19 protein-coding genes and 2 pseudogenes are annotated in these 18,260 nt (G+C 70.9%); 15 read left to right on the forward strand and 6 right to left on the reverse strand.

Going from position 1 to position 18,260, the window contains the following annotated elements:
- Both AWZ10_RS20985 and AWZ10_RS20990 read right to left on the reverse strand, forming a co-directional pair.
- On the reverse strand, window positions 1-1,001 hold a 1,001-nt coding region (locus tag AWZ10_RS20985; protein WP_159058312.1), incomplete at its 3' end, for a DEAD/DEAH box helicase.
- Window positions 1,002-1,084: 83 nt separating this feature from the next.
- Window positions 1,085-2,002, reverse strand: coding sequence for a class I SAM-dependent methyltransferase (locus AWZ10_RS20990; RefSeq protein WP_173531502.1), 918 nt, complete (start codon window positions 2,000-2,002; stop codon window positions 1,085-1,087).
- A 324-nt stretch (window positions 2,003-2,326) separates the two neighbouring features.
- On the opposite strand from AWZ10_RS20990, the gene rpsA reads away from it, so the two are divergent.
- The 5 genes from rpsA (at window position 2,327) to AWZ10_RS21015 (ending at window position 6,821) form a co-directional block, all read left to right on the forward strand.
- Complete coding sequence (gene rpsA, locus AWZ10_RS20995) at window positions 2,327-3,829, forward strand: 30S ribosomal protein S1 (protein WP_037693230.1); 1,503 nt, start codon at window positions 2,327-2,329, stop codon at window positions 3,827-3,829.
- Between the two features lie 501 nt (window positions 3,830-4,330).
- Window positions 4,331-4,672 carry a hypothetical protein gene (locus tag AWZ10_RS21000; protein WP_060891805.1) on the forward strand — a complete coding sequence of 114 codons (342 nt, stop codon included), beginning with the start codon at window positions 4,331-4,333 and terminating at the stop codon, window positions 4,670-4,672.
- Window positions 4,673-4,695: 23 nt separating this feature from the next.
- Window positions 4,696-5,634, forward strand: coding sequence for a PAC2 family protein (locus AWZ10_RS21005; protein ID WP_046704556.1), 939 nt, complete (start codon window positions 4,696-4,698; stop codon window positions 5,632-5,634).
- 127 nt (window positions 5,635-5,761) lie between these two features.
- Window positions 5,762-6,391 (forward strand): dephospho-CoA kinase, encoded by a 630-nt coding sequence (coaE, locus tag AWZ10_RS21010; protein WP_046704555.1) that lies wholly within the window; start codon window positions 5,762-5,764, stop codon window positions 6,389-6,391.
- Window positions 6,392-6,440: 49 nt separating this feature from the next.
- Window positions 6,441-6,821 carry a tetratricopeptide repeat protein gene (locus AWZ10_RS21015; RefSeq protein ID WP_046704554.1) on the forward strand — a complete coding sequence of 127 codons (381 nt, stop codon included), beginning with the start codon at window positions 6,441-6,443 and terminating at the stop codon, window positions 6,819-6,821.
- Window positions 6,822-6,843: 22 nt separating this feature from the next.
- Here the strand turns inward: AWZ10_RS21015 and AWZ10_RS21020 are convergent, their stop codons facing one another.
- A complete protein-coding gene (locus AWZ10_RS21020; RefSeq protein ID WP_046704553.1) occupies window positions 6,844-7,110 on the reverse strand; it encodes a DUF6343 family protein in 267 nt (88 codons plus the stop codon).
- 91 nt (window positions 7,111-7,201) lie between these two features.
- Here AWZ10_RS21020 and AWZ10_RS21025 point away from each other — a divergent pair, with 91 nt between their 5' ends.
- The 3 genes from AWZ10_RS21025 (at window position 7,202) to AWZ10_RS21035 (ending at window position 9,557) form a co-directional block, all read left to right on the forward strand.
- Window positions 7,202-8,191, forward strand: a complete 990-nt coding sequence (locus AWZ10_RS21025) for an acyltransferase domain-containing protein (protein ID WP_060891810.1) — start codon at window positions 7,202-7,204, stop codon at window positions 8,189-8,191.
- A 114-nt stretch (window positions 8,192-8,305) separates the two neighbouring features.
- Window positions 8,306-9,007, forward strand: coding sequence for a class I SAM-dependent methyltransferase (locus tag AWZ10_RS21030; RefSeq protein WP_046704552.1), 702 nt, complete (start codon window positions 8,306-8,308; stop codon window positions 9,005-9,007).
- Window positions 9,008-9,116: 109 nt separating this feature from the next.
- Window positions 9,117-9,557: a DoxX family protein gene (locus AWZ10_RS21035; RefSeq protein ID WP_060891806.1), complete on the forward strand. Its 441-nt coding sequence runs from the start codon at window positions 9,117-9,119 to the stop codon at window positions 9,555-9,557.
- Between the two features lie 202 nt (window positions 9,558-9,759).
- On the opposite strand, the gene AWZ10_RS21040 is transcribed toward AWZ10_RS21035, so the two are convergent.
- Window positions 9,760-10,269, reverse strand: coding sequence for an RNA-binding S4 domain-containing protein (locus AWZ10_RS21040; protein ID WP_060891807.1), 510 nt, complete (start codon window positions 10,267-10,269; stop codon window positions 9,760-9,762).
- Window positions 10,270-10,333: 64 nt separating this feature from the next.
- On the opposite strand from AWZ10_RS21040, the gene AWZ10_RS21045 reads away from it, so the two are divergent.
- Window positions 10,334-11,092, forward strand: a complete 759-nt coding sequence (locus tag AWZ10_RS21045; protein ID WP_046706990.1) for a uracil-DNA glycosylase — start codon at window positions 10,334-10,336, stop codon at window positions 11,090-11,092.
- 104 nt (window positions 11,093-11,196) lie between these two features.
- Window positions 11,197-12,156: a prolyl aminopeptidase gene (gene pip / locus AWZ10_RS21050; RefSeq protein WP_060891808.1), complete on the forward strand. Its 960-nt coding sequence runs from the start codon at window positions 11,197-11,199 to the stop codon at window positions 12,154-12,156.
- A 102-nt stretch (window positions 12,157-12,258) separates the two neighbouring features.
- On the opposite strand, the gene AWZ10_RS21055 is transcribed toward pip, so the two are convergent.
- Window positions 12,259-12,966, reverse strand: coding sequence for a GntR family transcriptional regulator (locus tag AWZ10_RS21055; protein WP_046706988.1), 708 nt, complete (start codon window positions 12,964-12,966; stop codon window positions 12,259-12,261).
- Between the two features lie 194 nt (window positions 12,967-13,160).
- On the opposite strand from AWZ10_RS21055, the gene AWZ10_RS21060 reads away from it, so the two are divergent.
- Both AWZ10_RS21060 and AWZ10_RS21065 read left to right on the forward strand, forming a co-directional pair.
- Entirely contained in the window at window positions 13,161-14,639 is a 1,479-nt protein-coding gene (locus tag AWZ10_RS21060) for an NCS1 family nucleobase:cation symporter-1 (RefSeq protein ID WP_046706987.1), read from the forward strand.
- 2 nt (window positions 14,640-14,641) lie between these two features.
- Entirely contained in the window at window positions 14,642-15,391 is a 750-nt protein-coding gene (locus AWZ10_RS21065; RefSeq protein ID WP_060891809.1) for an aspartate/glutamate racemase family protein, read from the forward strand.
- Between the two features lie 145 nt (window positions 15,392-15,536).
- On the opposite strand, the gene AWZ10_RS21070 is transcribed toward AWZ10_RS21065, so the two are convergent.
- Window positions 15,537-15,950 carry a RidA family protein gene (locus tag AWZ10_RS21070; protein ID WP_046709800.1) on the reverse strand — a complete coding sequence of 138 codons (414 nt, stop codon included), beginning with the start codon at window positions 15,948-15,950 and terminating at the stop codon, window positions 15,537-15,539.
- Between the two features lie 383 nt (window positions 15,951-16,333).
- Here AWZ10_RS21070 and AWZ10_RS46910 point away from each other — a divergent pair.
- The 3 genes and pseudogenes from AWZ10_RS46910 to AWZ10_RS47900 form a co-directional block, all read left to right on the forward strand.
- Window positions 16,334-16,662, forward strand: a pseudogene (locus AWZ10_RS46910) (nucleotidyltransferase domain-containing protein); the annotation flags it as partial.
- 48 nt (window positions 16,663-16,710) lie between these two features.
- Window positions 16,711-17,451, forward strand: coding sequence for a DUF7873 family protein (locus AWZ10_RS21075; protein WP_037693212.1), 741 nt, complete (start codon window positions 16,711-16,713; stop codon window positions 17,449-17,451).
- Between the two features lie 609 nt (window positions 17,452-18,060).
- Window positions 18,061-18,260, forward strand: a pseudogene (locus AWZ10_RS47900) (FUSC family protein); the annotation flags it as partial.

Consider the following 18,260-nt stretch of genomic DNA (forward strand, 5'->3'; position numbering starts at 1 on the left):
CGTTGCCGCCCGGCCGCCTGCGAGGCCCGGACCGTCGTCAGCGCGCTGAGCCCCCGCGCGTGGTCGACGCGCGGCTCCCGCGCCAGCCCGGAGTCGACGACCACCCGCACCCCGGGCACCGTCAGCGAGGACTCCGCCACCGAGGTCGCAAGGACGACCCGCCGCCGCTCCCCGCCCGCCAGCACCGCGTCCTGCACGGCAGCCGGCGCCCGCCCGTGCACCTGGAGCACGTCCACGTCACCGAGGCCCCCCAACTGCCCGGCCACACGTGCGATCTCGCCCACCCCGGGCAGGAAACAGAGGACGTCCCCCTGCCGCTCGGCCAGCGCCCGCCGCACCACCGACGCCACATGTGACAGCGCCGCAGGGTCCACCCGCATCCCGTGCGGCGGCCGTACCGGACGGGACGGCGGCGCCCACACCACCTCGACCGGATACGACACCCCCTCCGCCGCGACCACCGGCGCCCCGCCCAGCAGCCGCGCCCAGCCCTCCGCGTCCGTCGTCGCCGACGCCGCCACCAGCCGCAGCTCGGGCCGCAGCGCCCCCCGCACGTCGAGCAGGAACGCCGCCACCGTGTCCGCGTCCAGATGCCGTTCGTGGCACTCGTCCAGCACCACGACGTCGACGCCCGGCAACTCCTGGTCCCGCTGCAACCGTTGCAGCAGTACCCCCGTCGTGACGACCTCCACGCGCGCGCGGGGCCCGACGACCCGTTCGCCGCGCACGGTGTAGCCGACGCTCCCGCCGACCTTCTCGCCCAGCAGCCACGCCATCCGCCGTGCCGCCGCCCGCGCCGCGATCCGCCGAGGCTCGGCGACGACCACCCGCCGTACCGGCCCGCCGTCCAGCAGCCCCGCCAGGGCCAGTGGCACCAGCGTGGTCTTGCCGGTGCCGGGTGGCGCGACGAGGACGGCGGTGCCGTGTCCCTCCAGAGCGTCGTCCAGAGCGGGCAGGGCAGCGCGCACGGGCAGCGCGTCCAGGGCGTCGTAACGGATCACGCCCCCAGTGTCGTACGCCCCCGAGAACGACCTCTACGCGCGCGTGCCTCCTCTTGCCTGTCGCCCGTCGGCCCCGTCCCGCTTCAGCCCCGCTCGCACACGAAGATCGCCGACCCCGGGATCAGGTTCCCGCGCAGCGGCGACCACCCGCCCCACTCGGAGGTGTTCCAGGCGGGCCACTCCGGCTCGACCAGGTCGACCAGCCGCAGGTCCGCCGCCACGACGTCCCGGACGCGGTCGCCGATCGTCCTGTGGTGCTCGACGTACACGGCCCGCCCCTCTTCGTCCTGTTCCACGTAAGGCGTGCGGTCGAAGTAGGAGCCGGAGACGGACAGACCCTCCGGGCCGGGCTCGTCGGGGAAGGCCCAGCGGATCGGATGGGTCACCGAGAAGACGAAGCGGCCGCCGGGGCGCAGGACGCGACGGACCTCCCGCAGCACCCGCACGGGGTCGGCGACGAAGGGCAGTGCCCCGTACGCCGAGCACACCAGGTCGAAGGAGCCGTCCGCGAAGGGCAGGTCGCCGGCGTCGGCGCACACCAGAGGGAACGATGCCCCGATGCGCAGGGCGTGCTGGAGCTGACGGTGGGAGAGGTCCAGGGCGACCGGACGGGCCCCCTGGGCGGCCAGCCAGCGCGCACACTGCGCGGCGCCGGCGCCGATCTCCAGGACGTCCTTGCCCTTCAGTTCCTCGGGCGGCCCCAGCAGTTCCGCCTCCACCTCGTCGAGCCCTTCCGGGCCCCAGACGAAGCGGTCGTCGCCGAGGAACGTGCCGTGCTCGATCTGGTACTCGTCGGCGTTCCGGTCCCACCAGCCCCGGTTGGCCCGGGAACTCTCCGTCACTCCGGCCTCGCGCCGGGTGGCCTCCGCTTCGTCGGCCTCGGGTGCGCCGGGGGCCCCGTGGGCCTCGGCGGCTTCGTGGACTACAGGCTCTTGGATGATCGGCTCCCTCGTCGTACTCTTCCGTAACCTGCGTGGCGCGACCCGCTCCGGTGGTGTCACGAAAGGGGTCTCCCAGGCCTGCGTGGCCTCACGGGACAGGTTTTGTGCCGGGTTTGCGGCGTTCCGCCCCGGGTGTGCGCCTTCGCGCATTGACCCTGCCTGGCTGCCCCCGTATGCTACAAGTTGCGCTGCGGGCCTGCGCACCTCAGACGTAGCAGGTTGCGCTCGCATCTGTATGTATGTCCCCTCGGTTGTCGAGGTGCCACCGGATCTTTTGGTCCTGGTGTGGCGCTTCCTTGGCTGTCCGGCCTTCTGCAGAGCGAAACGGGCTCCCGGCGTAAGCAGTACCTACGACTCTCTGTCCGTACCGGAGCCCTTTCCCACATGACGAGCAGCACCGAGATCACCGCCACCACCCCGCAGGTTGCGGTCAACGACATCGGTGACGAGGAAGCATTCCTCGCCGCTATCGACGAGACGATCAAGTACTTCAACGATGGCGACATCGTCGACGGCGTCATCGTCAAGGTTGACCGGGACGAGGTTCTCCTCGACATCGGTTACAAGACCGAAGGTGTCATCCCGAGCCGTGAGCTCTCGATCAAGCACGACGTCGACCCGAACGAGGTCGTCAAGGTCGGCGACGAGATCGAAGCCCTTGTTCTCCAGAAGGAGGACAAGGAAGGCCGCCTGATCCTCTCGAAGAAGCGCGCCCAGTACGAGCGCGCCTGGGGCACCATCGAGAAGATCAAGGAAGAGGACGGCATCGTCACCGGTACCGTCATCGAGGTCGTCAAGGGTGGTCTCATCCTCGACATCGGCCTCCGTGGCTTCCTGCCGGCGTCCCTCGTCGAGATGCGTCGAGTCCGCGACCTCCAGCCCTACGTGGGCAAGGAGCTCGAGGCGAAGATCATCGAGCTGGACAAGAACCGCAACAACGTGGTCCTGTCCCGCCGCGCCTGGCTTGAGCAGACCCAGTCCGAGGTGCGCCAGACGTTCCTCACGACCCTGCAGAAGGGTCAGGTCCGCTCCGGCGTCGTCTCCTCGATCGTCAACTTCGGTGCGTTCGTGGACCTCGGTGGCGTCGACGGTCTCGTCCACGTCTCCGAGCTCTCCTGGAAGCACATCGACCACCCCTCCGAGGTTGTCGAGGTCGGTCAGGAAGTCACCGTCGAGGTCCTCGACGTCGACATGGACCGTGAGCGTGTCTCCCTGTCGCTGAAGGCGACGCAGGAAGACCCGTGGCAGCAGTTCGCCCGGACCCACCAGATCGGCCAGGTCGTGCCCGGCAAGGTCACGAAGCTGGTTCCGTTCGGTGCGTTCGTCCGCGTGGACGAGGGCATCGAGGGTCTGGTCCACATCTCCGAGCTGGCCGAGCGCCACGTGGAGATCCCGGAGCAGGTCGTCCAGGTCAACGACGAGATCTTCGTCAAGGTCATCGACATCGACCTCGAGCGTCGTCGCATCAGCCTCTCGCTGAAGCAGGCCAACGAGGCCTTCGGCGCCGACCCGGCCACGGTCGACTTCGACCCGACGCTGTACGGCATGGCCGCGTCGTACGACGACCAGGGCAACTACATCTACCCCGAGGGCTTCGACCCCGAGACCAACGACTGGCTCGAGGGCTTCGAGTCCCAGCGTGAGGTGTGGGAGACCCAGTACGCCGAGGCGCAGACGCGCTTCGAGCAGCACCAGGCCCAGGTCATCAAGTCCCGCGAGGCCGACGCCGCTGCCGCGGCCGAGGGCGGCGACTCCGCGGGTGCGGCTCCGGCCGCGGGCGGCGGTGGCTCGTCGTACTCCTCCGAGGGCGCGGACACCTCCGGTGCCCTGGCTTCGGACGAGGCCCTGGCTGCCCTTCGCGAGAAGCTGGCCGGAGGCCAGAGCTGAACGCACACGGCTGAGGTCTAGCCGATAACACGTCGGGCCCGCATCCACCCAGGATGCGGGCCCGACGTGCGTCCCGATGAAGCCGAACCCGGCGGGAAGAGCGCAGCGGGGCACGGTAGCGGGCGGGGGCGTCCGCGGGAACGACGGCCGCTGACAGGCTTCTCGGGTCGCCCGTGACCGGAGGAGGCGCGCCGCGCGCATGGCAGGGACACCGGAGTGGGCGCGGGGCGGGTAGGGCGGGCAGGGCGGGTTACGACCGCACGGTCCTGGAGGCCGGGAGAGGGCCGGACGACGCAACCTCACCATGGGGCGCGGGGACGGGGTTCTCGCCGGCGGACAGTACGTCACCACCGGGGCGTTCCCGCCTCTTGCGGTGCACGGCCGTCCCCGACCATTGCCGTGAACCGTGCGTCCCCAAGGAGATGTGCGCCGACGCCGGCGCCGACGCGTACATCCGCGACGCGTCGACCTGCCTGACGAAACCCGTCCCGGTACCGGACCGTGAAGGCCGATGTCCACGGCCCCGTCCCGGAGTTGCGGGCCAAGGCCACCGACAAGGAAGCCCCGGAAGCGGAGTTGACGGTCGAGGGCCGGCGCCGCGGCCACTCGTACACGCGGCTCACCCCCGACGGGCGTGCACGCGGGGCAGTGGCCGTGGGCATGCTGGTCCACGGCGAGGAGTCGTACCGCACCGAACCGACGCCGTTCTTGCAGGGGGTGTTCGAGTCCGAGCCGAAGGCCGTGACAGCGCTCCACTCGCGTGCCGGTGTCGTGGTGGGCGCGCACCGCATCCGTGGAGCGTCCACCGGGAATGCCCGGCCCCCGTCCCGTGTTGTGGAGTAGGAACACGAGGAGGAGCGGTCACAGTGCTTGATCCGCAGGGCTTGTACGCATGGGAGCCGAAGGGCCTGGCCGTCGTCGACATGGCGCTCGCCCAGGAATCGGCGGGACTTGTCATGCTCTACCACTTCGACGGATACATCGACGCGGGTGAGGCGGGCGACCAGATCGTCGAGCGACTCCTCGGTTCACTGCCCCACCAGGTCGTGGCCCGCTTCGACCACGACCGGCTCGTGGACTACCGGGCACGCCGCCCGCTGCTGACGTTCAAGCGCGACCGCTGGACCGACTACGAGGAGCCGACGCTCGACGTACGGCTCGTCCAGGACGCCACCGGAGCGCCCTTCCTGCTGCTGTCGGGCCCCGAGCCGGACGTGGAGTGGGAGCGCTTCGCGGCCGCCGTCCAGCAGATCGTGGAGCGGCTCGGTGTGCGCCTCTCGGTGAACTTCCACGGCATCCCCATGGGCGTGCCGCACACCCGCCCCGTCGGTCTCACCCCGCACGGCAACCGGGCCGAGCTGGTCCCCGGCCACCGCAGCCCCTTCGAGGAGGCCCAGGTGCCCGGCAGCGCCGAGTCCCTCGTGGAGTACCGCCTCATGGAGGCCGGGCACGACGTGCTGGGCGTCGCCGCGCACGTACCGCACTACATCGCCCGCTCCCCGTACCCGGACGCGGCCCTGACCGTCCTGGAGGCCGTCACGGCGGCCACCGGCCTGGTGCTGCCCTCCGTCGCGCACGCCCTGCGCACGGAGGCCCACCGTACGCAGACGGAGATCGACCGGCAGATCCGGGAGGGCGACGAGGAACTGGTCGCCCTCGTACAGGGCCTCGAGCACCAGTACGACGCGGCCGCGGGCGCCGAGACGCGGGGCAACATGCTCGCCGAGCCCGTCGAGATCCCCTCCGCCGACGAGATCGGGCTCGAGTTCGAGAAGTTCCTGGCGGAGCGGGAGGGCGAGGGCTGAGCCCGCCCGCTTCGCCTCCGGAGCATGGTTCCGGGGCAGGGAGACCCCGATGCCCGAGCGGTGCAGGGCCCGCCGGAAATCAGGGTCTCCCACAGCCGTGTCAGTGGCAGGGCCTAAGCTGCCGGGCATGCTGAAGGTGGGCCTGACCGGCGGTATCGGCGCCGGCAAGAGCGAGGTTTCACGGCTGCTCGTGGAGTGCGGCGCCGTGCTGATCGACGCGGACCGCATCGCGCGCGAGGTCGTCGCACCGGGCACCCCGGGGCTCACGGCGGTCGTCGAGACCTTCGGCGAGACGGTGCTCGCGCCGGACGGCAGCCTGGACCGGCCGCGGCTGGGTTCCATCGTGTTCGCGGACCCGGAGAAGCTCGCCGCGCTGAACGCGATCGTGCACCCCCTGGTGGGAGCCCGCTCCAGAGAGCTGGAGAACGCCGCCGCCGAGGACTCCGTCGTCATCCACGACGTCCCCCTGCTCACCGAGAACGGCCTCGCCCCGCTGTACGACCTGGTGGTCGTCGTCGACGCGGCCCCCGAGACGCAGCTCGACCGTCTCGTACGCCTGCGCGGCATGACGGAGGAGGACGCACGCGCGCGCATGGCCGCCCAGGCGACCCGCGAGAAGCGTCTGGAGATCGCGGACATCGTCATCGACAACGACGTGCCCCTGGAAGACCTGCGGCGGAGGGTGCGGGAGGTATGGGCGGGTCTCACGCACCGGGCACACACGGCTCCGGAGCGATCCGAACACACACAGGAATAGCGGGAGAGCAGGGGGCGTTGAACCGTCCCAGCAAGGGAAGGACTCAGCCGTGCCCGAGGCCAGCGGTTCCACCGGACGTACCCCGGAGACGCACGTCATCGACTTCCGTGCCGCCGAGCAATTGCTCGCCGCGCGCGATCCGCGGGGCGCGGTCAAGCTGCTCGACCGGGTCATAGCCGAGCACCCCGAGAACACGGCGGCCCGGCTGCTGCGCGCCCGCGCCTTCTTCGCGGCGGCCCAACTGAGGCCCGCCGAGCTGGAGTTCACCATCGTCCTGGAGCGCGAGCCGGACAACGCGTTCGCGCACTTCGCCCTCGCCCGCACCTATCAGCGCCAGGCCCGCGACGACCAGGCCAAGCGTCACTTCCGGCTCGCCGCGGCCCTCGACCCGAACCCGCAGTACCTGGAAGCGGCACGGTTCGACTCCTGACGGCCGCGCCCGCCCTCGCCCCCTACGGAGGGGGCTCACTCGGCGGTTGGTACGGCGGGATGTCCCGGCCCGGCTGGTAGTGCGGGCCCTGACGGATGTGGCGCAGGATCACGACCAGGTCGACGGTGACGATCAGCCACAGCACCCCGCAGGCGATCGCCCAGCCGGGGCGGCCGACCAGAGCGAATGCCGCCGTTCCGGCGATCGCCCAGATCAGACCCCACACGCTCAGCCAGAGCCGCATCCGCAGGGGACTGCGCGCTGTCGTCGGTTCACTGCCGGTACGCATCGGATCGACCGCTCCTCCTCGTCCTACTCGGAAACGTACTCCTCACCTCGTACGTTCTCCAGGAGACCGATGCGGTGACGGGGAGGCCATGGTGTTGCTGGACGCGGTGCGGGCGGACGGGAGGCTCGCCGACTGGCTGAAGGGTCTTCAGGAGAGCGAGGACGCCCCGGAAGCGCAGGCGCGGCTGCCGGACGCCGACGAGCTGCCGGATGTGCTGGTGGACCTCGCCGTGCCGTACGAGGACATCAACGACCTGGTCGCGTCGCGCCGCACGCTGGCGGCCGACGAGGGCGCGACCTGGCTGCTCGGGCGGTGCGTCGACGGGCTCGCGCGGGACATGGGGAAGATCGGCAAGGGGCAAGGACTCCTGCCGCTCCCCCTGGAGTCGGGCCCGCTCGGCCGCTACTTCCCTGTGTACGTCTTCGTCGCGGCCCTGCCGTACGTGCGTGCCTACCACCGCGAGCTCGGCATCCCCGACGACATCTCCCGGCGCACTCTCGCGGACCTCGGCCGGGGCCTGGTGCTGCACCGCCGGCGGTACGGCGTGGGAGGGCTCGTCGCGCCGGGCTGGTTCTCGCTGCACTTCCACGGGGAGCTGTTCCAGCTCGGCCGGCTGCAGTACCAGCGCTCACGGGTGAGCGGACGGGAAGGCGTCGCGCTGGCTGCGGCGGGTTTGCGGCTGCGGCCCGGAGAACCCTGCCTCGACCTGCACATACCCGACTACGCGGGACCCCTGACGCCGGAAGCGTGCGACCGGTCGCTGGCATCCGCCCACGACTTCTTCGCGCGGCACTTCCCTCAGGAGCGCTACACGGCCGGCTGCTGCCATTCCTGGCTCCTCGACCCGCAGCTGAAGCGGTATCTGCCGACGGACGCCAACATCGTCCGGTTCCAGGAGCGGTTCCGGGTCGCCTGCGGCAACAGCGAACCCGAGGACGACCTGCCGATCCGCTTCGTGTTCGGAGACCCGGAGCTGCCGGTGGAGACCCTGCCGCGCCGGACGGGTCTCGAACGGGCCGTGGCCGATCATCTGCGAGCGGGCGGGCACTGGTACAGCGGGCACGGCTGGTTCGCCTGGTGAGGCGCGATCGGCGCGATCGGCACGATCGGCACGATCGACTCAGGGCACCCATGTTCACCCCATCGGGTGCGGTGTGACAGGAACGGCCCGTGTCCGCCCGGCCGTTGGACGGATATGAGCATTCAGATGCGTAAGGGATACGAGGGGACCGGACCCGGCGCGATCACCCCGGACGGCTGCGCGGTCGAGCTGTACGCGCGGCTGCCGGTGGGCGACGAGCCGGAGGTCATCGCCGGCGTCGCGCCCGCGGGCGCGCGCATTCTCGAACTGGGCAGCGGCGTGGGCCGTATGACCCACTCCCTGATCGAGCGGGGGTTCACCGTCACGGCTGTCGACGAGTCGGCGGAGATGCTGGAGCGGGTGCGCGGGGCCCGCACGATATGCGGTCCGATCGAAAGCCTCGACCTGGACGAGAAGTTCGACGTGGTGCTGCTCGCGTCGTTCCTCGTCCACACCGGGGACCCCGAGGTGCGGCGCGGGATGCTCGCGACCTGTCTGCGGCATGTCGCGGACGACGGCTTCGTACTGATCCAGCGCGAGGGGGAGGACTACCACACGAACGTGCCCCGGGAGCGGGTCGACCCCCGAGGCTTCACCGTCCGCATAGTCTCGGCCGAACCGGTCGGGGACGGGGTCGACTCGGTGTTCGTGGAGTACGTCTTCCCGGACGGCGAGTGGACCCAGACGTTCCGGGCACGACCGTTGACCAAGGAACAGTTCGAGGAGGCGTTGGGGGAGGCGGGGCTCAAGGTCGAGCGATATCTGACGGAGGACCGGGTGTGGGTGAAGGTGGTGCCGACGGTGCCCGCCGGATGAGAAGGGAGGGCTCTCGGCCCGAAATTCCGGCGGGCAGCGATGAGTTCGGGGGAGGGACCCGGTCTACCTCCGTGACAGCGATACGGAACCGCTTCACACAGGAGATCCCATGTCCGAGACCACCGATTCAGCCGTCGGCACGACAGGCACCGCACGCGGCAAGGGCGCGCGGATCTCGCTGCGCGCGCTGCAGATCGTGCTCGCGCTGTTCTACGCGTTCGCGAGCGCACTGCCCAAGCTGATCGCGCACCCGTCGGCCGTCGAGTCCTTCGACAAGCTCGGCTGGGGCGGCGCGGGGATGTACACCATCGGCGCGCTCGAACTGGCGGGTGCCATCGGACTGTTGATTCCCGCACTGGCCTCGGTCGCGGCGGTGTCGCTGAGCGCGCTGATGGTGGGGGCGTTCATCACGCAGATCACCGCCTTCGACGGGGAGTACGCGGCGACACCGCTCATCCTGATCGTTCCGCTCGCCCTGATCGCCTGGGTACGGCGCCAGGACGTGGCAGGCCCGGCGCAGTGGATGCGATGGGCACGACGGGCGGCGTGACCGCTGCGGCCCCGCCCGCGCGGTGGGTATCGCCGAGGGGCTTTCCGACGACCACCGGGAAGCCCTCCGGCGATGCCCATGGCAGGGTGCGGCGCCGGCGCGGGGTGTGTTCACCGCGCTCACCGGCGTTCGTGGGTGCCCGCGGCTGCCTGGTGCAGCGGCAGGCGACGTTCGCCCCGTCGCGAACGCTGCCGCCACGGCACTACGTGGGGCGGTGATGGCGCTCGGCTTTGGCGGCCTCGGCCAGGCCCTGGAGGCGTTCCAGGTCGCGGCGGTCGCGTTTGGTGGGGCGGCCGGTGCCTCGGTCACGGATGCCTGCGGGGGCGATGGCCTCACGGGGCGGGGGCGGCGGGGAGTTGTCGACGTAGCACTCGGCGGCGACGGGCGCGCCGACCCGCTTGCGGATCAGACGCCTGACGACGACGATCCGCTCGTGCCCCCCGGCCTGGCGCAGCCGCACCTCGTCGCCGACGCGCAGCGCGTGGGCGGGCTTGACGCGTTCACCATTGACGCGGACGTGGCCGCCCCGGCAGGCGGTGGCGCCCATCGAGCGGGTCTTGACCAGGCGGACGGACCAGATCCAGCTGTCGACGCGCACACTCTCGCCGCTCGCCGGGCGGGCGGCGTCGGCCGCGGACGCCGCCGACCCGTCGGTACCCCGGTCGGTGGTGTCCGGACCGCTCGTCCGCTCCTGCGTACCTTCAGAAGCCATGCCTCGACCTTAGCTCTCCGGCCGGCCGCGCGGGGGAGGCGATCACCGGACGTACCGTGGAGACATGGGCGGCGGCAGCGGTGGTGACAGGTACGGCCACAGCGGAGGCGGCGACGGTGGCGGTGGGGGCACCGGGCTGGCCGCACTCGACGCGCGGATCAGCGGGTGCCGGGCCTGTCCCCGGCTGGTCGAGTGGCGGGAAGAGGTGGCGCGTACGAAGCGGGCCGCGTTCGCCGACCAGGAGTACTGGGGGCGGCCGGTGCCGGGCTTCGGGCCGCCGGACGCCGCGCTGCTGATCGTCGGGCTCGCACCCGCCGCGCACGGGGCGAACCGGACGGGGCGGATGTTCACCGGCGACCGCTCGGGGGACGTGCTGTACGCGGCCCTGCACGACGTGGGCCTGGCCTCGCGCGGCACGGCGGTGGGCGTGGACGACGGTCTGGAGCTGTACGGCGTACGGATCACCTCACCCGTGCACTGCGCGCCGCCCGCCAACAAGCCGACGCCCGAGGAGCGGAACACGTGCCGGCCGTGGCTGGTCCGGGAGTTGGAGCTGCTGCGGCCGACGCTGCGGGCCGTGGTCGTGCTCGGCGCCTTCGGCTGGCAGTCCGCGCTGCCCGCGCTCGCCGAGGCCGGCTGGGACGTGCCCCGGCCGCGACCCGTCTTCGGCCACGGCACCCACGTACCGCTCGACGGGCTCGACCTCTTCGGCTGTTTCCATGTGAGTCAGCGCAACACCTTCACCGGCCGGCTGACCCCCGCCATGCTGTGCGAGGTCCTGCGTACGGCGGCGAAGTCCGCGGGGCTGAGCGTCACTTCGTAGTCGAGGCGGCCCGGGCGACCCGGGTGCACGGGGGTGGTCCGGGGCGGTCGGGTCCGGCGGAAAACCGGCTGCCGATGCCGTCGTACGCCGGTTAGGGTCGCGCAATGCCCATCTACCCGGAGATCGAACCGTACGACCACGGCATGCTCGACGTCGGGGACGGTAACCGCTTGTACTGGGAGGTCTACGGCGATCCACGGGGCAAGCCCGCGGTCGTGCTGCACGGCGGGCCGGGTTCCCGGGCCAACGCCTGGTTCCCGCGGCTCTTCGACCCCGAGGCGTACCGGATCGTGCTGCTCGACCAGCGCGGCTGCGGGCGTTCGACGCCGCCGGCGAGCGCCTACGAGACCGACATGAGCGTCAACACGACGGATCATCTGATCGCCGACCTGGAGCTGCTGCGGCGGCATCTCGGGATCGGGCGGTGGCTGGTGTGGGGCGTGTCGTGGGGGTCGGCGCTCGGCCTGCGGTACGCGCAGACGCATCCGGAGGCCGTGACCGAGCTGGTCCTCACGGGGGTCGCCACGGGCTCGGACGCCGAAGTCGCCCTGTTGACCCGGGGACTCGGACAGTTCTTCCCGGAGGCCTTCGAACGGTTCCTGGCCGAGCTGCCCGAGGACGAGCGGGACGGGAACCTGGCGGCCGCGTACAACCGGCTGCTGGAGTCGCCCGACGAGGCGGTGCGGGCGCGGGCGGCGCGGGCCTGGACCGACTGGGAGACGGCCATCGCCGCGCTGCCGCCCCGTTCCGTGCCGCGCTACGAGGACCCGGCGTTCCGCTACGCCTTCGCCCGCACCGTCACCCACTACTGGGGCAACGGCCACTTCCTCGACGGGGGCGGCGACGGTGTGGTGCTGCGTGACGCGCACCGGCTCAAGGGCATCCCGGGCACCCTCGTCCAGGGCAGCCTCGACCCCGGCAATCTCCTCGGCATCGTCTGGCGCCTCCACCACGCCTGGCCCGGCAGCGAGCTGCTCCTCATCGACGACGTGGGACACAGCGCGGGCGCGCCGGACATGGCGGCGGCGCTGGTGGCGGCGACGGACAAGTACGCCAAGGGCTGAGGCCGCGAGGACGCCAGGACCGGTCCTGAGGGGAGCCTGCCGACGGCGTTCGACGGGTGCCCCGGCCCGCCCCGGCACACATGGTGCGCCGGGGCTCGCGGTTCACCGGGCCTGCGGTGTGCCGTTCGTGCCGATGTCGCCGTCCTCGCCGAACAGGTGCCGCACCGTCGACCGGTAGTTGGTCCGGACGTGGGTGAGGGCGTGGGCGCGGGCGCGATCGGGGTCGCCGGAGGCGATGGCGTCGTACAACTCACGGTGCTCGGTGAGGAGTTGGGGCCACTCGGTGTTCTGGCGGGTCAGCCAGCGCAGGCGGCCGTCGACCGGCTCCATGACCGAGATGAGCAGGCTGTTGCCGGCCATGGCGAGGACGCGGTCGTGGAATCGGGTGTTGATGTCGGTGATCGTCTCGGCGTCCCCGGCGAGGGTCGCCTCCGCCGCCCGGTCGAGCAGCGCCGACAGCTCCGCGAGGGACTCCCGGGTGGCGCGGGAGGCGGCGAGCCCGGCGGCGTACACCTCCAGCGCCTCGCGCAGTTCGAAGAGTTCCGCCACGTCCGCCGGGGTGAGGCGGCGGACGACGGTGCGGCGCGGGGTCTCGAAGTGGACGAATCCTTCGGCGACCAGCGCGCGGATCGCCTCACGCACCGGGACCCGCGAGACCCCGAAGCGGTCGGCCAGCTCACGCTCCACCAGCCGGTCGCCCGGACGCAGGCGCCCCGCGATGATGTCCTGCCGCAGGGTGCCGAGGACGCGTTCGCGCACCGCGCCGAGTGGTTCGATCTTCGCTCCTTCCGGAGGAGCCAGGGAACTCATGAGGCAATCCTCGCCGACTCGGGGGGTCTTTTACGGGGCGTTAACAACAGCGACATCGGTCCGAACGGTTGACGGGAGGACTATGAGCGCAGTTTGGTATACCAAACTACCCGTGGTGCTCTTCCGGTTCCCCACGCCGGTGTCGCGCCCGTCCCCGCCACCTACCCTCGTCTCCTCTCGCTCCTGGAGGCCCCGTGTCCCTCGCCGACAGTGCCGAAGCCACCGGCACCACAGCGTTCGTCCCCGACCCCCGCCTCACCAACGAGGACCTCGCCCCCGCCGACAAGCGGAACTGGAAGGTCTTCGACCTCTTCGCCCTGTGGATGTCCGACGTCCACAACCTCGGCAACTACACGTTCGCCGCGGGACTGCTGGTCCTCGGCATGAACGTCTGGCAGGTGTTCACGTCGCTGCTCGTCGGCTTCGTGATCATCTACATCGGGATGAACCGGATGGGGAGGATCGGGCAGCGCCACGGCGTGCCCTTCCCCGTGGTCAGCCGCATCAGCTTCGGCGTCTGGGGCGCCAACATCCCCGCCCTCATCCGGGCAGTGATCGCCATCATGTGGTACGGCATCCAGACCTACCTCGCCTCCGTCGCGGTCAACATCATGCTGCTGGCCGCCTGGCCGGGCCTGGAGTCCTGGACCCACAACTCCTTCCTCGGCCTGCACCAGCTCGGCTGGTGCACCTTCGTCGCCCTCTGGCTCATCCAGGCGCTGATCATCAGCCAGGGCATGGAGTCGGTCCGCAAGTTCCAGGACTTCTGCGGCCCCGCGATCTGGCTCGTCATGATCGCGCTGGCCGTGTGGATCCTCGCCAAGGCCGGCTGGACCATCTCCCTCACCTCGACCCCGAACCCGGTCTCCGTCGGCGAGCAGTGGCGGCAGTGGTTCGGCGCGATCGGGCTGGTCCTCGCCACCTACGGCACCCTGATGCTCAACTTCTGCGACTTCTCCCGCTTCGCGCCGGACTACCGGACGGTCAAGCGGGGCAACTTCTGGGGCCTGCCCATCAACTCGACCGCCTTCGTGGTGGTGTCCGTCATCGTCACGGCGGGCTCGATCGAGGTCTTCGGCAAGGCGATCACCGACCCGGCCCACCTCGTCGCCGAGATCGGCAACACCTGGATCCTCGTCCTGGGCGCGCTGACCTTCGCCATCGCCACCATGGGCGTCAACATCGTCGCCAACTTCGTCTCACCGGCGTACGACCTCGCCAACGTCTGGCCGCAGAAGATCACCTTCAAGGTCGGCGGCATGATCAGCACGGTCGCGGCGCTGGTCGTGACCCCGTGGAACCTCTTCTCCAACCCCACCGTCGTCCAGTACTTCCTCGGCGGCCTGGGTGCCTTCCTCGGCCCGCTGTTCGGCGTGATCATGCTCGACTACTTCTGGGTCAAGCGCGGCCGCATCGACGTCGACGCGCTCTTCGACGCCGAGCCCGGCTCCCGCTACTACTACCGCAAGGGCGTCAACCCCAAGGCCCTGTGGGCGTTCCTGCCCGCCGCGGCGGTCTCCGCGGTCCTCGCCCTGGTGACGACCTTCAGCGAGGTCGCCCCGTACTCCTGGTTCATCGGTACGGCGCTGGCCGCCGGGCTGTACGCCGTACTGTGCCGGGACGAGCGGGCCTCCGAGCCGGCCTTCGGCGAACCGGCAGCCGTGGAGGGCTGAGCGTGCGCATCGTCGTCACCAACTGCAACACGACGCAGGGGATGACCGAGGAGATCGTGCGAGGTGCCCGGGCCGCCGCCGGCCCGGGCACCTCCGTGACCGGACTGACCCCGGCCTGGGGGCCCGAGTCCGCGGAGGGCTGGCTCGACAGCTACCTCTCCGCCGCCGCCGTCCTCGACACCCTGCGCACCTACGAAGGGCCGTACGACGCCGTCGTCATGGCCGGGTTCGGCGAGCACGGGCGCGAGGGCGCGCGCGAACTGGTGGACGTCCCCGTCGTCGACATCACCGAGGCCGCCGCCCACCTCGCCTGTCTGCTCGGGCGGCGCTACGGCGTCGTCACCACGCTCGAACGCTCCTGCGGGCAGATCGAGGACAGCCTGGACACCGCCGGCGTCGGCCGCAACTGCGCGGCGATCGTCGGCACCGGGCTCGGTGTCCTCGACCTCGCCGACGCCGACCGCACCACCCGGGCCTTCCTCGCTGCCGGACAGCGGGCCCGGGACGCCGGGGCCGAGGTGCTGGTCCTGGGGTGCGCCGGGATGACCGGGCTGCAGCGGACGGTGGGGGAGAAGCTGGGGCTGCCGGTCGTCGACGGGGTGGGAGCAGCCGTGAAACTCGCCGAGTCGCTGGTGGCGCTGGGGCTGACCACCAGCCGGGCGGGAGGTTATGCGAAGCCGCTGCCGAAGAGGAGGAGTTGGGGGGACGGGGGAGCGCGTGAGTCGGAGGACCGGGGGATGGGGGCGTTGTAGGGGGTGCCTCATCGTCATCGTCATCGTCGTCGTGGGCGGCTGCGGGGCTGCGGGTTCGCGGGTGGCTGGACGCGCGGTTCCCCGCGCCCTTGCGGGGCCCGGGGCAGTCCGGGACCCCTACCGGGTCGGGGGCAGTCCGCGACTTCTACCGCGCCGGGGGCTCAGGGACCACCGCCGTCGCCGTGATCTCCACCAGCTGGCCCGTGTAGCCGAGGCAGGCCACGCCGAGGAGGGTCGACGAGTGAGGGCCGGTGCTGAGACCGGACGCCTCGACGACGTCCCAGACCGCGGAGAGGACCGCGGGCTCGTCGCTGACGACGTACACATCGGTGCAGGCGACATGCTCGAAGTCGCTGCCCACCGCCCGCAACTGCTCCCCGAGGTTCGCCAGCACCTGCTCGGCCTGCCGTACCGGATCCCCCTCCCCGACCAGATTCCCGTCGGCGTCCAACGGAACGGAACCGGCGAGGAAGGCGAGCTTCGTCCCGGCCTCGACGACGGACGCGTGCGAGTAGACCGGCGGTGCGAAGAGGCTGGGGACGGTGGTGCGCTGAATCATGACTGCTCCCGGTGGCGGACAACCTGTCGATCATGCGGATTCTCCGCCGCGACCGCATCCGATTTCCGGGCGCCGTGCTGCTTGCGCTACTTCCGCCGCCGCCGTCGAGCACGGCAGCCCCCGCCGTCGGTGGACCTGGCACCCCGGCGGCCGTGGACCTGGCACCCCGGCGGCCGTGCGGACTGTCCACGCGCCGGCCCTCCTCCCGTGCCACCCGCTCGAAGAGGCCGATCCTGTGGGCGAGCCCCTGCGGCCCTCGAGGTCGCACCACCGCTCTGCGCCGCGGCCCGTTCCTCCTCCGCCCCCCGCACCAACGGGCGCCCCCGCACCAACGGGCGCCCCCGCACCGCCAGATGCTGGGCCGGCGTCGACTGCGGAGAATGCTCGGCGGCCGGGGCGGTGGCGTCCTCAACGGCGGTGCCTGGCTGACCGTCGAAGGCCGCCGGGTCGTCGTCCACTAGCGCGATCTCGACGCAGTCGAAGGGGAGTTGGCGAACGCCGAGGAAGGTCGCTTCCACCTGGAGCGCCTTCTCTTCCACCTCGCCGGCATCCCCGCTACCTCCTCGTCCCCGAACCGGCCGTCAACCGACTCCTGCGCGGTGAACCGCTCCGTCGCCCGGCCGCGTACCCGGAGAAGCTCCGTACGTCCGCCGCCGAACGCCGGCACGGCACCGCCCAATTCCGTACGGCGAACCGAAGTCCCCATTCCCCGGTAATAACCCTTCGAGAAGATCACCCTTGCGCTGTTACCTTCTCTCACGTGGCGAAACTCAATCAGATCATCGCAGTGGAGAAGGGCGTCAAGGCCAAGTCCCATCAGGACCTGACGGCCGCTCATCATGGCCTGCAGAAGCCGGCGTTGCTCGCCGGTATCGCGCGTACCTATCAGCCGAAGGACGAGGAGGGTGAGCAGTTGCCGCCCGAGTCGACCCGGGTGCAGGTGCGGGCGGAGGATGTGCTGCGGGAGACCGCGGGAGTTCTCACGCGGCTGTTCGATGTGACCGCCACCAAGGACTGGGCCAACTGCACGGCGCGGGCGGACGTGAAGGTCGAGGGGCGGGTGCTCGTCGCCGACGTGCCCGTGGCCTATCTGCTCTTCCTGGAGAAGCAGCTCGGGGAGATCAACACGCTGGTGCGGAAGCTGCCCGTGCTCGACGCCTCCGAGGCGTGGGCGCAGGACCCGTCCACCGACGACTGGAAGACCGAGGCCGTACGGACGGTGCGGACCAAGAAGGTGCCGCGCAACCATGTGAAGGCCGAGGCGACCGACAAGCACCCCGCCCAGGTGGAGGTGTACTACGAGGACATTCCGGTCGGTTACTGGACCACCGTGAAGTTCTCCGGGGCCCTGCCCGCCCGGCGCGTGAACGAAATCCTCGACCGCGTCGAGAAGTTGCAGCAGGCCGTGAAGTTCGCGCGGGAGGAAGCGAACGGCGTGGACGTCGTCGACCAGCGGGTCGGTGACGCCGTGTTCGGCTACCTGTTCGGACAGTTCGGGTAGCCTCATAGACTCCCCGGTCGGCTATGAAGCCGGGCGGGGTGCGCGAGGAGCGCAAGCTGAAGCTGAGGCTTGTCGTGACGGAGCGGTCCGTACCCGCCGAGGAACTCAGGGACGGGCCGCGATCAATCTCAGACTATTGCTCCAGACTCAGTATTCGCCGCCGATCGTCGCAACGACCGGGCCCAGGCCCCGGGACGTCGAAGTGCTGGTTCAAGTCCAGCCCGCGCAGCTCGATGCGCGGTGGTCCAAAGGCAGGACGCGGCGACATGACGACTGACCTGGGTTCTCTACCGTGGCGGCGTGCCCAATGGGCGGCATATCAGGGCCCGGGGGCCGGCTACGCCCTCGGGCCCACCTTTTTTTCCCATGACCTACGCGTGCGCACCTCGATTGCGTTCATAAAGAACATGGCATCTACAGGAATTGTCACATCGCGGCAATACGAGCGTTCCATATCCTCCAGTTCGGGAACCTACGGTGGAGAGCACAGGCAACCCAAGTGACTGATGCCGTCAGCCGGCGCGCCAACCGTCGCCGCTGACACCCCCGACGCCCCGGCCGCCGTCGCCCGAAGGCACACCCCCGCCCTCACCCGACGACAGGAGCTCCGTGACCCGCCCCGCCGCCCTGACCCTTCCTCCCTGGCTCGCCCATGCCCTGCGTGCCCAACGAGGACCGGTGCCCTGGAACGCGGTGGTGCGAGGGGCGCTGGCCGGTGGGCCGCTGCTGCTCGTGGCCGTGCTGCTCGGGCGGCCCTCCGTCGGGGTCCTCGCCGCGCTCGGCGCCATGCTCGCCGGGATCAACGACCG

The sequence above is a fragment of the Streptomyces europaeiscabiei genome, from assembly GCF_001550375.1.
Classification (GTDB): Bacteria; Actinomycetota; Actinomycetes; order Streptomycetales; family Streptomycetaceae; genus Streptomyces; species Streptomyces europaeiscabiei.